The organism is Phyllobacterium sp. SYP-B3895, assembly GCF_009647635.1.
Classification (GTDB): Bacteria; Pseudomonadota; Alphaproteobacteria; order Rhizobiales; family Rhizobiaceae; genus Phyllobacterium; species Phyllobacterium pellucidum.
Map to the genome: position 1 here is coordinate 1,283,090 of NZ_WJIG01000001.1, position 14,408 is coordinate 1,297,497.

A 14,408-nucleotide genomic window follows, 5' to 3' on the forward strand; every position below is an offset into this window, starting at 1 on the left:
GCGTAGCGAAAGGTCAGAGGCCGACCATGGCGAAAATCTGCTGACGCGTCACTCCCGCTTGGCGCAATTCCCGCAAAGACGTGTCCTTGCGGCTTTTCGACAGTTTCTCGCCGTCACGGTCAACAGTCAGCGTGTGATGGTGGTAGACCGGCGGCTCGATCTCGAGCAACTGTTGCAGTAGCCGATGGACGCTGGTGCTGTGGAAAAGATCCCTGCCGCGCACGACATCGGTTACCCCCTGCGCGGCATCATCGATGACGACCGACAGATGGTAGCTCGTCGGCACATCCTTGCGGGCAATAATGACATCGCCCCAATCCTGCGGACGCGCTTCGACACTGCTGTCGCCAGCACCTTGTTCGTGCCAGCTTAGCGGAGCCGGAATCGTCGCCACCGCCCGCTCCATGTCAAGGCGCAGCGCATAGGGCGAGCCGTCTTCGATGCGCCGGGTTCGTTTGTCCTGCGAAAGCTTCCGGTCATTGGGCGGATAGAGCAATGCGCCGTCGGGATCGCGCGGCCAATGCCGGATGCCGCCTTCAGTCGTTTCGGCAATCCGCCTGACCTCGCCGCGGCTGAGAAACGCCGGATAGACGAGACCCATATCGGTCAACCGCTGCAGTGCTTGCGCGTAGACCGGGAATTGCTCCGACTGGCGGCGAACTGGCTCCTCGAAGGTGATGCCAAGCCAGCGCAGATCCTCGATCATGGCCGCTTCGAGTTCCGGCGAGCAGCGCTCGCGGTCGATATCTTCCACGCGCAGGAGCAGGCGCCCCCCGCTTTCGCGCGTCATCTTCTGGTTGAGAAGTGCCGAATAGGCATGGCCGAGATGCAAGTATCCATTGGGGCTAGGCGCAAAGCGAAAGACAGGAACTGTCATGAGCGTGAACTGGTGTCCTTGCGTGACCATATGCGCGGGTTGATACTGTGTTTTCCCGACGATTCAAAGTGACGACATGCGCAGGATAGATACGCTCGATGACGTGGCCGAAGGCCTGACCGCATTGCTCAAGGCTCACCCCGAGCTCGCGGCAGTTGCGGAACGGGCAGGGCCGTTGCCGCTGCGACGCTCCGAGCCCGGCTTTGCTAGCCTTGCTTCGGTCATCGTTTCGCAACAGGTTTCCAAGGCGAGCGCCGCATCGATATGGTCGCGGCTCATAGGGCTCATCGACCCGCTGACGCCGCAAAACTACCTTGCGGCAGGCGAGCAGGCGTGGCGCGCAGCCGGGCTTTCACGCGCCAAGCAGGAAACCCTCGCGCGGATCAGCGAGGCGATCATTGCCGGGGATCTCGACCTTCTCGATCTTTGCGAGCGGCCGATCGAGGAGGCCATGGCACTGATGACGCGCATCAAGGGCGTGGGGCCGTGGACGGCGGAGGTCTACCTCCTGTTCTCGGCCGGGCATGCGGATGTGTTCCCGTCCGGCGACGTTGCCCTGCAGCATGCCTATGCCCACGCCTACAGCGAATCAGCCCGGCCCGATTCCAAGGCGCTGCAGCGTTTTGCCGAAAGATGGTCGCCCTGGCGCGGGGTAGCGGCCCGGCTTTTCTGGGCCTATTATGCCGCGACGCGTGGCCGCGACGGCACACCAATCGCATGAATTTGATATAGCGGCGTTTTTCGCTGCATAAGCGAGCAATTCGCTTCACATTCTTGTCACGTCCAGCTTACAATAATAGGGCCTGATGGTTGGATTGGAGTTGATTCCTTGACAATAGCCGTCTCGCCGGACGGGTTGCCGGCACTGGTGCTCAATGCGGACTATCGTCCGCTCAGTTACTATCCCTTGTCGCTCTGGTCATGGCAGGACGCGATCAAGGCGGTGTTTCTCGACCGTGTGAACATCGTCGCCGAGTATGAGCACGAGGTGTCCTCGCCTTCTTTCGCCATGCGGCTTCCCAGCGTCGTTTCGCTCAAGACCTACATCAAGCCATCGCGCAACCCTGCCTTCACCCGGTTCAACGTCTTCCTGCGCGACCGGTTCGAGTGCCAGTATTGCGGTTCGGAAGAAGACCTGACCTTCGACCATGTGATCCCGCGTTGCGCGGGCGGCGAGACGATCTGGGAAAATGTCGTCGCCGCCTGTTCGCCGTGCAATCTTCGCAAGGGCGGGCTGATGCCAGACCGCGCCAAAATGTGGCCGCGGCAGAGGCCGTTCCAGCCGACAGTGCACGACCTTCACAACAATGGACGGCTGTTCCCGCCAAACCATCTGCACGACAGCTGGATGGATTATCTCTACTGGGATGTCGAACTGGAGCCTTGAAGGGTTCCGGCAGTCGGCACCTGCGCCGCGCGCTATGCTATTTTTTGCTGAGCCCCTCTTCGCTGCCGGGGTGACCTAAATGCTCAGCAAATTGCCAGGCGCTTAACCCCGCCTCATCGCTCCACGAAACGCCACGACAACCAGAATGAGGCTGGCAATTGCGTTCCAGCCGGCAAATGACAGGCCGAGCACGCGCAGCGCCGCGGTGTCGCATGCCGGTGGATGCACTGCATTGAGGTCACTCAGGAGATTGCCGGCATCGGTGGTGATGGACATTGCGACCGCGGTGCAATCCGTCGGTCCCGCCCAGAACTTCCACTCGACGCCCGCATGGAAGATTGCAAGGCCGAGGCCGACCAACATGAGGATGCCGCCTAATGCGATCAGCAGCCGTGTCAGGCCTGACGGCCAGCGCAGGAGAGAGGCGACGACGGCAAGCGCCATGAGCGGAATGCCGGCATAGTAGGGATAGCGCTGCTCGAGGCAGAGCTTGCAGGGCAGGTAGCCGCCCACATACTGGAAGGCCAGCGCCGACCCGACCGTCACAATCATTGCGACGAGAAGGAACAGCGCGGTCCGGAAATGCGTCAAACTCATCGCGGGTGCCATTGCCATTGTCATGATGCGCGAAGCGTCCTCGAACTATAGATGATAATAGTGGAATACGGCGTAGAGCAAAATCAGTACCGCAGCGGCTGCACCGGCGATGAGGCCGAGCCGCTTTTCGATGAAATGGCGGATCGGTTCGCCATAGCGGCGCAGGAGCCAGGCGAGGAAGAAGAACCGCGCCCCGCGTGCAAGAATTGCCGAGGCGATGAATACCCAGATGTTGATTGCGGCAGCGCCGGAGAGGATCGTCACCACCTTGATCGGGGGCAGATGCGCAAGTCCGGAGGTGATGAGCAGCAAGAGGATTGCGTCTGCGCTGGTCGAGCCGCGCAGCGCCTCGAAAGCATCGAGCTTGCCGTACATTTCGAGAATGGGTTTTGCCAGCGTCTCATAGGCGTAATAGCCGAGAAGCCAGCCGGCAATGCCGCCGAGCACCGAGGCGACCGTCGCCACGAGCGCATAACGATAGGCGCGTTCCGGCCGTGCCAGCGCCATGGGAAGATAGAGCACGTCGGCTGGGACGAGGAAGACGGAACTCTCCACGAATGCGATGATGGCGAGCCAGACTTCCGCGGATTTGCGCGCGGCGAGCGACATCGTCCAATCATAGAGTTTGCGAAGCATATGGCGGTTCCTGTCCGGGGAAGTTGTTCGAGAAAGTCGGTGATCCTTAGAGCAAACTTCGTCCAAATGGAATCGCTGCAGTCGATTTTTGCCAGCCAGGCTGCTTCGCCTCTACTTGTGGCCTGCGCGACCGGCAACACACGAGTGCGTTATCGCGAGTAATTGGCGGAATGGTGTTGACCGCGGGCCGCTCCAGCATGTATTTGGCTTTGACGGTGCGGTTGGCCGCACCCGACGCTTTTGCGGCCCCCTTGGCGGAATTGGTAGACGCGCCTGACTCAAAATCAGGTTCCGAGAGGAGTGCTGGTTCGATTCCGGCAGGGGGCACCAATGCACCACCCGAACAATCTGGAAATTGCGTGCATCACCGGTTCTGGCATGTCCGACCGAGAGCACCAGCCATGCGACAGGTCATACCCTGTCGTCTACTCTCGGCGTGCAATTGGTGAAGACCCGGGCATTGATGTCCGTCGGCCTGTCGCAAAATCTGAGGGGGCTTACATTGCCGCTGGAGGTGCAACCCGAAAGGCCGATTAGTGTGAGTGCAAGGAGCATCGTCAAACGGATCATGTCTCAGGTCTCCCGCAATTTATGTGGCCTTACTTTGTGAACAGGAACGTGACCACAAAGCGTGCACCCCAACCATCAGGCCCATCTTTCGGGCTGGCGGCCCAGTAACGGACCCCGCCGCCGATGCTCACCGGCTGGTCGCCGATCTTCACCAGTTTGGAGACATCGAAGTTGATCGGGATGGACCACTCGCTGCTCTGCCAATCATAGTTCGACTCCGAGCCAAGTTCAAATGTCCATGCATCCTTGGTCGTATAGTCGATGAACGGCTGGACAAAGCTCGTGCTGATATCGGTCCGGTCCCTGTCGCCGGCAAATGACCAGAGATGGTTGGCAAGCAGGCCGTAAGTCCAGGACTGCGACTGTTTCAGCACAACGACTGTTGGGCCGGCACCCCATTTTTGACCGCCGAGAAGGTCGTCCGTTGCCGTGGGCAGAAGGAACATCGGGCCCGCACCCCAGATAATGCCGTCATCCGTTGGCCGCGGCGAGATAAAGAAGCTCTGGGTCGTGTCACCGAGGCCGAATTGCTGACCGGAATGATATGCAACATCGTCCTGCCAGGTAACAGGAAGAATGGAGCGCGAGATGACAGTCCAGTCATCGTTGAGGGTGAACGGGATCACCGGTTGGATATTGACCGTATATTTGCCGCCGTCGCCAGGGCCATAGCCGCGATCGTAATCGGCTTCGAACGGGACGCTGATCAAGGAGGAAACCGGATTAGAGAGCTTCCTGGCGAGCTCCGCGGTTGATTCCTCGGCATGAGCGGTGGATGCCGCGAACAAGAATAGATAAATCCAATATTTCGGAAATATTGACGTCATCCAAACATCTCCAGCTAAAATAATATCTTTCAAATCAATTTTGCATGCATGCAATGAGTGCAACCGTCATCGACGGCGGTCCCTGTCAGCGGACCACCGAGATCTTCCAGCCTGTCTATTTCCCCTTTGGAAACAGGAAAGTGACGACAAAGCGTGCGCCCCAGCCATCGGGGCCATTCTCCGGGCTCTCGGCCCAATAGCGCACGCCGGCCGTGAAGCTTACCGGCTGCTTGTCGAACTTGACCAGCTTGGCGACCGTCAGGTTGATCGGTACGGACCACTGGTCTTCATCCCAATTGTAGGTCGACTCGGTGTTGATGCCGAATGTCCAGGCATCGGGGGTCGTATAGGACAGGAAGGGTTGCAGGAAAGTCGCGTTAACGTCGCTGCGGTCGTCATCGCCGGCGAATGACCAGATGTGGTTGGCGAGCGCGCCGAAGGTCCAGGGGCCCTCCTGCTTGAGCACGACCCCGGTCGGACCCGCGCCCCATTTCTCCCCGCCGAGGAGATCATCGGTCGCCGTCGGCAGCAGGAAGGCTGGTCCAACGCCCCAGATAACGCCGCCTAGGCCCGGCTTCTTTGGTGAAAAGAAGAAGCTCTGCGTCGTGTCGCCAAGGCCGAATTGATGGCCAGAAGGCCCGGCAATGTCGTCCTGCCAGACAACAGGCAGGATGGTGCGCGAAATTACGTTCCAATCCTCGTTGAGCGTGAAAGGAATGACCGGCTGGATGTTGATCGTATATTTGCTGCCGTCTTCAGGTCCGTAGCCGCCGTCGTAATTGGCCTGAAACGGCACGCTGATCATCGCGGCCACCGGATTGGAGAGTTTCTTGGCGAGATCGGCGGTCGATTCCTGCGCCTGTGCGCCCAACACTGTTGTTGTCAGAAGGAGCGGGAGGATCAGGCCATGCGCAAATACAGGTTTCATATCACAACCCCCAAACGCAATACGTTACTAGAAATACATGTCAGAGGTTACATTAGGCAAGGCCAATGGATTTGCCAATAAGGTTCAAAAACGTTCCCGATAGGCTTGTGGCGTGATGCCGACATAGCGCAGGAAGCAGCGTCGCATTGTCTCGTCCGAGCCAAAGCCGCAATGTGCGGCCACACGCCCGACGGAGTTGCCTTGCTCCAGCATGCGACGCGCCGTTTCGAACCTGATTTGTTCGACCCCGCGTGCCGGCGTCAGTCCGGTCTCGCTCAGGTAGTGGCGACAAAAGCTGCGGGCACTCATGTTGGCTTGCTCCGCCAGCCGGATGAGCGAAAGGTCCGAGCGCAAATTTTCGAGGATCCAGGCGTGCAGGCGGTCGAAGCGCGTGGCGCTCTCCTGCAGGGCAAGTGTCGCGCTAAATTGCGACTGACCACCCGGGCGCTTGAAAAACACCACCAGTTGGCGGGCAACGGCGAGTGCTGCCTCACGTCCCAGATCAGCCTCGACGAGCGCGAGGGCGAGGTCTATTCCGGCCGTTACCCCAGCGGATGTCCAGATGGCTCCGTCCCTGATGAAAATCGGATCGGGTTCGAGCCTGACGTCAGGAAAGCGTTGCGAAAATTCGGCGCAACGCTGCCAATGGGTGACGGCTCGCCGGCCATTGAGAACGCCTGTCGTGGCGAGGAGAAAGGCGCCGCTGCACACGGAAACCGTGCGGCGCGCTTGCGCGGAACTCTGTCCGACCCATTCAACAAGCGCGGGGTCTTCGCAAGCGGCGTTGACGCCCCAGCCGCCGGGGATCACCAATGTGTCAAGGTCGCGGCTATGTTCGGGTAAGGGCTCGGCCGCCAGCACCAACCCTGAGCTTGTGCGTATTTGTGGCGACTTTCCGACGATTGTCAGCCTGTAGGGCGCCGGGCCGCTGCGGGCGGCGGCGAAGTCGTTTGCGCTCGAAAACACCTGGAGCGGACCAGATATGTCCAGCACCTGGGCGTCGGCAAACGCCAATATTTCGATATTGCGCGCGTTTGGCATGAAATGTGGGGCCTTTGGCAAACTTGCCAAAGTCTGATGTCGTAAACTGCCAAAAGTCAATAAGGAGTTCGCCCATGTCTTTTCGCTTTGGCTTTCTTGTTTTTCCAAATGTCCAGCAACTCGATCTCACGGGTCCATATGAAATGTTCGCCTCGGCCACGGGTGCGCAGATGCACCTCGTCTGGAAGGATCTTGCCCCGGTTCGCTCGGCAACTGGCCTCATGCTGACGCCGACACATACGCTCGCCGATTGCCCGCAGCTCGATGTGATCTGCATACCGGGCGGGGCCGGCGTCAACGCATTGCTTCTGGATGAAGACGTGCTGCAATTTGTGCGCGAACAAGCTGCAGGCGCGCGCTACGTGACCTCGGTCTGTACCGGGGCACTCGTCCTCGGCGCTGCAGGACTGCTAAAGGGGAAGCGGGCGACAACGCATTGGAATGCAGTCGATTATCTTGCGCGTTTCGGCGCGACCCATGTCGAAGCCCGCATCGTCAAGGACGGAAATCTCATCACCGCCGGAGGAGTGACCGCAGGGATCGATTTCGGGTTGGCGGTCGTTGCAGAACTCATGGGGCAGCAGGAGGCCGAACGCGTCCAGCTTTCGCTCGAATATGATCCGCATCCGCCATTTTCCTCAGGCACACCCCGGCAGGCTTCGCCGCAGCTCCTGGCCTTGGCTAGGGAGCGCATTGCTCCGTCGATTGCCGCGCGCGAGGCGATTATCGCCGAGTGGGAGAAGCGTAACTAAGAATTACTTCCGCCGGGTGAAATCACGTATCCGCTCGCGCAGGGCGCGGGCGAGGTTCTGGGTGCGTCGGTAGAGGTGGAGTTGCGACGCCGCCTGGCGGGCGGCGCGGTCAGCTCCGGGCGTCAGGCCGATCACCAGCGTCCCGATCAATTCGCGCTCGCGGAAGAGGCGGGAGGCGACGGGGTGGTCAGGGATGGCGCAAGAGTCGGTCCGGTCGATGTTCGGATCATCAAGGTGGTTCTTCAGCATCTCGATCATCAGGAGCACCCCTGGCGAATAGGCGCCAAGACTTTCATCGTATGCGGTTTTCCAGGTCCAGGCTTCACCGGCTTCGACAAAAACGACGAGAACGGCGATGGTCTTGCCGTCGAGTTCAAGCGCGTGGATGCGCGCCAGATCGCGTCCTGCGAGGTTGTTGACAGCTTCCCGGGCAAAGGCGGCGCGGAAACGATCGACAGCCATCGCCGAGCCCCGCTGGCCTTTCCAGCCGCTGGCTTCAAGGGCCAGGAACTCTTCGAGCTTCAGGCGAATGTCTTCTTCGCTGCGGCTGACGGTGTAAGTCAGCTTGCCCTTTTCTGCAAGGCGGCGCCACTGGCGCCGATACTCCTTGGCGTGGCGGTTGCCGATGGCTTCGCGCAGATAATCGTCGCCGTCGAGCTTGCTTTCGATGAAGGGGCGCTCGACCTGGTTGACGGTTTCGATCGTAAGGTCGCGGTCCATGGCAACCGAGCGGATCAACTGCGCAACCGGCCTGTTGAGCAGCATGTCGGGCAAGACCAGGATCTGCGGCAGCTTCAAATGCTTGCGGCCGATCATGTCGAAGAAATCATTGAGCACGCCGATCGGGTCATCGCGGTCGATCAATGGCGTTCCCTGCGGGCCGAACGATGTCGCCCAGCCGCGGATGATCGAGGCCGAAAGGGCAAAGCCAGGCCTTTCGATCGTATAGGGCATGACGAAGCGCAGCCGGCTCTTGGCGTCGTTTTCATCGCGAACGACCATCAGGCGCACCTGCCTGTCGTCAAGGCGAGGCATGGCCGGGGCAAGGAAGCGCGGATTGAAGAAGATATTCGGCTCGACGGTGCGGTAAGTCAGGTAGTCGAGTTCTTCGAGAAGTTCGAAGCCTGCGGACGCCGAATAGACCGAGAGCTTGCGCGGCACGCCTCGATTGCCTAGCGATTCCTCGATCTGCTTTGCCGCATCCGCCGGACTGTCGAAGCCGGAGAGCTGCGCAATGATCTGTGCGGACGGGCCTGCGGCCAATTCTTCGAGAAGGAGTGTGGCTGCCATCAGATCTCTTCCTTGGCGGGCTTGGCCTCAGACCTGCCGGCAAAAACAAACATTGTTATGCCCAGGCGATAATAGACGGTCAGTGACAGGGTCGCCGCTTCAAACACCATTGAGAATGCAGTGGCGCAGGCGGCGCCCGCCAGGCCGTAGATCGGGATCAAGAGCATGCTGAGACAGATATTGACGACAAGCGTCACTGCATAGACCGTCGCGCAGATATTCTGCCTGCCGGCCATATTGAGAAGGCTCTCCGCCGGGCCCACCGATGCACGGGCAACGACTCCGATCACCATGATAAAAAGCAACGGATAACCATCGGTGAACTGCGCGCCGAAAAGGTAGAGAAGCGGCTTGCCGGCAATGAGCAGCAGCATCGCCATGGCGAGGGACGGCCAGAAAGTCCAGCGCGCCGTATCGCGGGCGAATTGCCCGAGCTCCGCCTGGTTGTGGCTCTGCATCAGCTCGGAATAGCGTTGCGCCGCCCCGGCCTTTACTGAAAAATAGACGAAATGCACGAGCGCCAGAAGTTTCATGGTGGCGAAGTAGGTGGCGACTTTCTCGGGATCGAGGAAGCGGCCGACCATCAGGACATCTGCATTGGTCAGCAGGAAGAAGAAGCCTTCGACGAGGAAAATCGGCAGGGATACCGCAAACCAGTGGCCGAACTCGATGGTCCTTGGGCCGGGTTGGACCACCGACTTGAACCGGTGCCGGACAACCAGGAACTGGAACAGGCTCGTCGCATAGGTGGCGATGATCGCCGAGATGATGGCGGTCATCGCGGTCGGGGCAAAACCCGTCACATGGCCGATGCTCATGACGATGAGGGTGAGGATGGGGCGGACGATATAGGTCGGCGTGAGGGCGACAAGCGCCCACGAGCGCGAGCGCGCCGTGCCGTCGAGCGTATCGCCAAGTGCAATCATCGGCAGGCAGATAAAGCCCGCGATGAACGGCGCGACGTAGTAGGATTCGAGCCTGTCTCGGAAGATATAGACGCCGGCCGCGCCTATAAGCGCAACCAGGGTGGTAAGGCCGACGGCAAACGTCTTGCTGGTGAAGAGAATGCCGCGCAGATGGTTCAGCTGGCCGCGCTCTAGATATTCCGGGACAAAGCGGATGACGGTGGTCTGGAAGCCGAGGCAGGAAAGGTTTCCAAGGATGACCACCGTCACCCAGACGAGCACGAAGATGCCGTATTCGAACTGGCCCATCCAGCGCGCGAAGATCACCTGCGAAATCAGCGCGATCATGGCGCTGAAAATGCGAACGGAAAAAGCGATAAGCGAGACGCGCTGCGCAACGGCATGCTGGTTCGATCCGTCGAACAGCTGGTCGAGGCGTAAAAGCCACGGATTAAGCTGCTCCGACAGTCGTTTTGGCAATAGAAGGTCTGCAGTTCGTACCGCAGAAATTCGCAAAGGCCGCTCCACTTGTTCAACCCTGGGTATTAGTCCGTAAACGTTTAGAAACGGTTCGGAATGTCAACGCCCCGAAGGTGTGCGCTCACAGGAGAAAAAAGGCCGCGTGGTGAGCGCGGCCCTTTTCATAAGTCATTGATCGGGCGACTTCAGACGAAGGCGCCGTGGCAATGCTTGTACTTCTTACCGGAACCGCAAGGGCAGGCCTCGTTGCGGCCCACCTTGCCCCAGGTCTTCGGATTGTTCGGATCGCGGTCGGCGGGGTCTACCACCCGAAGATCCTCCTGCACCGCGAGGACGCTGCCTTCGCCAAAATCATCTTCGCCGGTGAAGCCGTCGATGTGATGGCCTTCCATGACCGGGAGCGCCGGTTCAGGGGCGGCTGCGGCTTCTCGCACGAGTTCGACACGCATCAATTGCGAGGTCACGTTCTGGCGCAGGTTGACGAGCATCGTCTGGAAGAGCTCGAAGCCTTCGGTCTTGTACTCGTTGAGCGGATCGCGTTGCGCATAACCGCGGAAGCCGACGACCGAACGCAAATGGTCGAGATTGACCAGATGCTCGCGCCAAAGCGCATCGAGCGACTGGAGGATTACCGACTTCTCGACATAGGCCATGATCTCCGGGCCGAATCGCTCGGCGCGATCCGCCGCTGCCTTTTCGACCGCCTCGGTCAGGCGCTCGCGAATGTCGTCCGGCGTAATGCCGTCCTCGAGCGCCCATTCGGTGACGGGCAGGTCGAGATTGAGGATGTTGCGGACGTCCTCATCGAGCTGCTTGATGTTCCACTGCTCGGCATACGCGCCTTCCGGCGCATGACGGGCGAGAAGATCGTCGATGACGTCCTCGCGCATTTCCCTGGTGGTCTGGCTGAGATCGGTGCCATCCATCAATTCGATGCGCTGTTCGAAGATCACCTTGCGCTGATCGTTCATCACGTCGTCGTATTTGAGAAGGTTCTTGCGGATGTCGAAGTTGCGCGCCTCGACCTTCTTCTGCGCCTTTTCGAGCGCCTTGTTGATCCAGGGATGGACGATGGCCTCGTCCTCCTTGAGGCCGAGCTTCTGCAGCATGCCGTCCATGCGCTCGGAACCGAAAATGCGCATGAGGTCGTCCTGCAGCGACAGGAAGAACTTCGAGCGACCGGGGTCGCCCTGACGGCCGGAACGGCCACGCAGTTGGTTGTCGATGCGGCGGCTTTCATGGCGCTCGGTGGCAAGAACGTAGAGACCGCCGGCGGCAAGCGCCTTTTCCTTCAGCCGCGCAATATCGGCGCGGATTGCGGCCTCCTTGGAAGTGCGCTCGTCGCCGGACGGCATGTCGTCCAGTTCGGCCTTGATCCGCATGTCGAGGTTGCCGCCGAGCTGGATATCAGTACCGCGACCGGCCATGTTCGTGGCGATGGTCAGCGCACCCGGTACACCCGCCTGCGCGACGATGAAAGCTTCCTGCTCATGGTAACGGGCGTTCAGGACCTGGAAGTCCTTGAAGCCTTCCTTGCGCAGGCGTTCGGCAAGCAGTTCCGACTTCTCGATCGACGTGGTTCCGACGAGGACCGGCTGGCCCTTGCCTGTCGCTTCGCGGATGTCACGAATGATGGCCTTGTATTTCTCCTCGACGGTCCGGTAGACCTCGTCGTCTTCATCCTTGCGCTGGACGGGAAGATTGGTCGGAATTTCGGTGACTTCGAGGCCATAAATATTGGCAAACTCTTCGGCTTCCGTCGAAGCGGTACCGGTCATGCCGGCGAGCTTCTTGTACATGCGGAAGTAGTTCTGGAAGGTGATCGATGCCAGCGTCTGGTTTTCGGGCTGGATCGTCACATGTTCCTTGGCTTCGAGTGCCTGGTGCAGGCCTTCCGAGAAACGGCGGCCCGGCATCATGCGGCCGGTGAATTCGTCAATGATGACGATTTCGTCGCCGCGGACGATGTAGTCCTTGTCTTTCTGGAACAGCTTGTGGGCGCGCAAGGCATTGTTGACGTGGTGCACCACCGCAACGTTCTCGATGTCGTAAAGGCCTTCGCCCTTGAGGTGGCCGGCATCGCGCAGCAGATTTTCGAGCTTCTCGGTGCCTTCTTCGGTGAAGATCGCGGTCTTCTGCTTTTCGTCGACTTCGTAGTCTTCCGGCTTCAGCGGCAGGATGAACGTGTCGATCAGATTGTAGAAGTCGGAGCGGTCGTCGAGCGGACCGGAAATGATGAGCGGCGTGCGCGCCTCATCGACGAGGATGGAATCCACTTCGTCGACGATGGCGTAGTTGTGGGGCCGCTGCACCATCTGCGCGCGCTCATACTTCATGTTATCGCGCAGATAGTCGAAGCCGAGTTCGTTGTTCGTGGCGTAGGTGATATCGGAATTGTAGGCCGCTGCGCGTTCCTCGTCGTCGAGACCATGAACGATGATGCCGTAGGTCAGGCCGAGGAAGTTGTAGACCTGGCCCATCCAGTGCGCGTCACGCGTTGCAAGGTAGTCGTTCACAGTCACGACGTGAACGCCCTTGCCTTCGAGTGCGTTCAGATAGACAGGCAGCGTCGCCACCAGCGTCTTACCTTCACCCGTACGCATTTCCGCAATGCCGCCATAGTGCAGCACCATGCCGCCAATCAACTGCACGTCGAAGGGGCGCATGCCGAGGACGCGCTTGGCCGCCTCGCGTGCAACCGCGAATGCCGGTACCAGCAGGTCGTCGAGCTTGGTGCCTTCGGCGAGCTTCGCGCGGAATTCCGCGGTCTTCGCCTTCAGTTGTTCGTCGGTAAGTGATGACATTTCCGCTTCAAGCGCATTGATTTCTTCAACGCGAGGTTTGAAGCCTCTGACACGGCGCTCGTTCGAGGAGCCGAAAATCTTGCGGGCAAGGCCGCCGAAACTGACCATCCCTGGTCCTCTCTAATCCGTTTTGCCAGGAAACCCGGCATTTAATGGCGCCCGCCGCCCGCATGAAGCATGCCTGTTACAATACGGACACCAAGCCAAATCTATAAGCGTATGGTTGCCAAGCTATCTGGACGCAAAGCCGATGGACAGATAAGAGGGGTCCCGAATTATGTCAATGTTGAAGCAGCAAGCGATTGATCGCTTCGCCATAGCAAAATTCTGCCGCATTCCTAGCACGTACCGGTCCTTCCGAGGAGAAATTGACCATGACGCATATACGTAAAACCCTTTCATTGATGACTGCTGCTTTGCTTTTGACCGGTGTTTCCACTCTGGCCATGGCTCAGGACGCAGGAAAAACAGAAGCTCCGAAGCCCGATGCGACCCAGGCAGAGCCCGCGAAAGTCGATCCGAACAAGGTTCTTGCAACCGTCAACGGTGAGAAAGTTACCGTGAAGGACGTAGACCAGATCGCCGCCGATCTTGATCCGCAGTTTTCGCGCCTTCCGGAGGAGCAGCGGCGTTTGGCCGCTCTTGCCGCAATTATCGACATCAAGTCGCTGGCGGCAAAGGCGGAGTCCGAGAAGCTCGACGAGACACCGGAATTCCAGGCACGCCTTGAATTCCTCAAGGATCGCGCGCTTCACAACGACTATTTCAAGCAGCAGGTCGTCGACAAGATCACCGATGCCGACATCCGCGCTCGCTACGACAAGGAAATAGCTGCCATGCCGCCGCAGAATGAGGTGCGCGCGCGCCACATTCTGGTGAAGACCAAGGAAGAAGCCGAAGCCATCATCAAGGAACTCGATGGCGGCGCATCGTTCGAGGACGTTGCCAAGGCCAAGTCGACCGATGGTTCGGCAGCCCAGGGTGGCGATCTCGGCTATTTCGGGCCGGGCCAGATGGTGCCGGAATTCGAAAAGGCAGCCAACGAGCTCGAAATCGGCAAGTATACCAAGGTGCCGGTGCAGACCCAGTTCGGCTTCCACGTGATCAAGCTCGAAGACAAGCGCGTGCAGCAGCCGCCGGCATTCGACCAGGTCAAGGAGCAGGTAAAGTCGATCCTCATTCGCGAGCGTTACCTTGACCTCGTAAAGAAGGACCGCGGCGACTTGAAGATCGAATATGGCGATCCTGAAACCGAAAAGGCCATGAAGGCCGCCATGGAAGCGCAGCAACAACAGTAATTTATCGGGGCCCGGC

13 protein-coding genes and 1 tRNA gene are annotated in these 14,408 nt (G+C 59.5%); 5 read left to right on the forward strand and 9 right to left on the reverse strand.

Translation table 11 applies throughout. The features are described from left to right. Positions 1–13 precede the first annotated feature (13 nt). Complete coding sequence (gene gluQRS / locus GF108_RS06250) at positions 14–877, reverse strand: tRNA glutamyl-Q(34) synthetase GluQRS (protein WP_153667240.1); 864 nt, start codon at positions 875–877, stop codon at positions 14–16. Positions 878–953: 76 nt separating this feature from the next. Here gluQRS and GF108_RS06255 point away from each other — a divergent pair, with 76 nt between their 5' ends. Both GF108_RS06255 and GF108_RS06260 read left to right on the forward strand, forming a co-directional pair. Further along, positions 954–1,598 carry a DNA-3-methyladenine glycosylase gene (locus tag GF108_RS06255; RefSeq protein WP_153667241.1) on the forward strand — a complete coding sequence of 215 codons (645 nt, stop codon included), beginning with the start codon at positions 954–956 and terminating at the stop codon, positions 1,596–1,598. Positions 1,599–1,706: 108 nt separating this feature from the next. Next, the gene (locus GF108_RS06260) at positions 1,707–2,264 is read left to right on the forward strand and encodes an HNH endonuclease (RefSeq protein ID WP_153667242.1); all 558 of its coding nucleotides are present in this window, start codon (positions 1,707–1,709) and stop codon (positions 2,262–2,264) included. Between the two features lie 102 nt (positions 2,265–2,366). On the opposite strand, the gene GF108_RS06265 is transcribed toward GF108_RS06260, so the two are convergent. Together GF108_RS06265 and GF108_RS06270 are read right to left on the reverse strand one after the other, a co-directional pair. Further along, positions 2,367–2,885 (reverse strand): disulfide bond formation protein B, encoded by a 519-nt coding sequence (locus tag GF108_RS06265; protein WP_370462084.1) that lies wholly within the window; start codon positions 2,883–2,885, stop codon positions 2,367–2,369. 21 nt (positions 2,886–2,906) lie between these two features. Continuing rightward, entirely contained in the window at positions 2,907–3,497 is a 591-nt protein-coding gene (locus GF108_RS06270) for a YqaA family protein (protein WP_091948414.1), read from the reverse strand. 245 nt (positions 3,498–3,742) lie between these two features. On the opposite strand from GF108_RS06270, the gene GF108_RS06275 reads away from it, so the two are divergent. Beyond that, a tRNA-Leu gene (locus GF108_RS06275) sits at positions 3,743–3,827 on the forward strand. A 269-nt stretch (positions 3,828–4,096) separates the two neighbouring features. Here the strand turns inward: GF108_RS06275 and GF108_RS06280 are convergent. From GF108_RS06280 to GF108_RS06290, 3 genes are all read right to left on the reverse strand, one after another. Further along, positions 4,097–4,894 carry a transporter gene (locus tag GF108_RS06280; RefSeq protein ID WP_153667244.1) on the reverse strand — a complete coding sequence of 266 codons (798 nt, stop codon included), beginning with the start codon at positions 4,892–4,894 and terminating at the stop codon, positions 4,097–4,099. Positions 4,895–5,009: 115 nt separating this feature from the next. Then, positions 5,010–5,822, reverse strand: coding sequence for a transporter (locus tag GF108_RS06285; RefSeq protein WP_153667245.1), 813 nt, complete (start codon positions 5,820–5,822; stop codon positions 5,010–5,012). 84 nt (positions 5,823–5,906) lie between these two features. Then, positions 5,907–6,863 carry a GlxA family transcriptional regulator gene (locus GF108_RS06290; RefSeq protein ID WP_153667246.1) on the reverse strand — a complete coding sequence of 319 codons (957 nt, stop codon included), beginning with the start codon at positions 6,861–6,863 and terminating at the stop codon, positions 5,907–5,909. A gap of 74 nt (positions 6,864–6,937) precedes the next feature. On the opposite strand from GF108_RS06290, the gene GF108_RS06295 reads away from it, so the two are divergent. Beyond that, positions 6,938–7,615 (forward strand): DJ-1/PfpI family protein, encoded by a 678-nt coding sequence (locus tag GF108_RS06295; RefSeq protein WP_153667247.1) that lies wholly within the window; start codon positions 6,938–6,940, stop codon positions 7,613–7,615. 3 nt (positions 7,616–7,618) lie between these two features. Here GF108_RS06295 and bspF read toward each other — a convergent pair whose 3' ends face one another. The 3 genes from bspF to secA all read right to left on the reverse strand — a co-directional run bounded on the left by bspF (position 7,619) and on the right by secA (position 13,202). After that, positions 7,619–8,905, reverse strand: a complete 1,287-nt coding sequence (bspF, locus tag GF108_RS06300) for a type IV secretion system effector crotonyl transferase BspF (RefSeq protein WP_153667248.1) — start codon at positions 8,903–8,905, stop codon at positions 7,619–7,621. Beyond that, entirely contained in the window at positions 8,905–10,326 is a 1,422-nt protein-coding gene (locus tag GF108_RS06305) for a lipopolysaccharide biosynthesis protein (RefSeq protein WP_153667249.1), read from the reverse strand. Before GF108_RS06305 ends, bspF begins: the two co-directional genes overlap by 1 nt. A gap of 149 nt (positions 10,327–10,475) precedes the next feature. After that, complete coding sequence (gene secA / locus GF108_RS06310; protein ID WP_153667250.1) at positions 10,476–13,202, reverse strand: preprotein translocase subunit SecA; 2,727 nt, start codon at positions 13,200–13,202, stop codon at positions 10,476–10,478. Between the two features lie 266 nt (positions 13,203–13,468). Here secA and GF108_RS06315 point away from each other — a divergent pair, with 266 nt between their 5' ends. Then, on the forward strand, positions 13,469–14,392 hold the full coding sequence (locus tag GF108_RS06315) for a peptidylprolyl isomerase (protein WP_153667251.1): 924 nt from the start codon (positions 13,469–13,471) through the stop codon (positions 14,390–14,392). Positions 14,393–14,408: the final 16 nt, after the last annotated feature.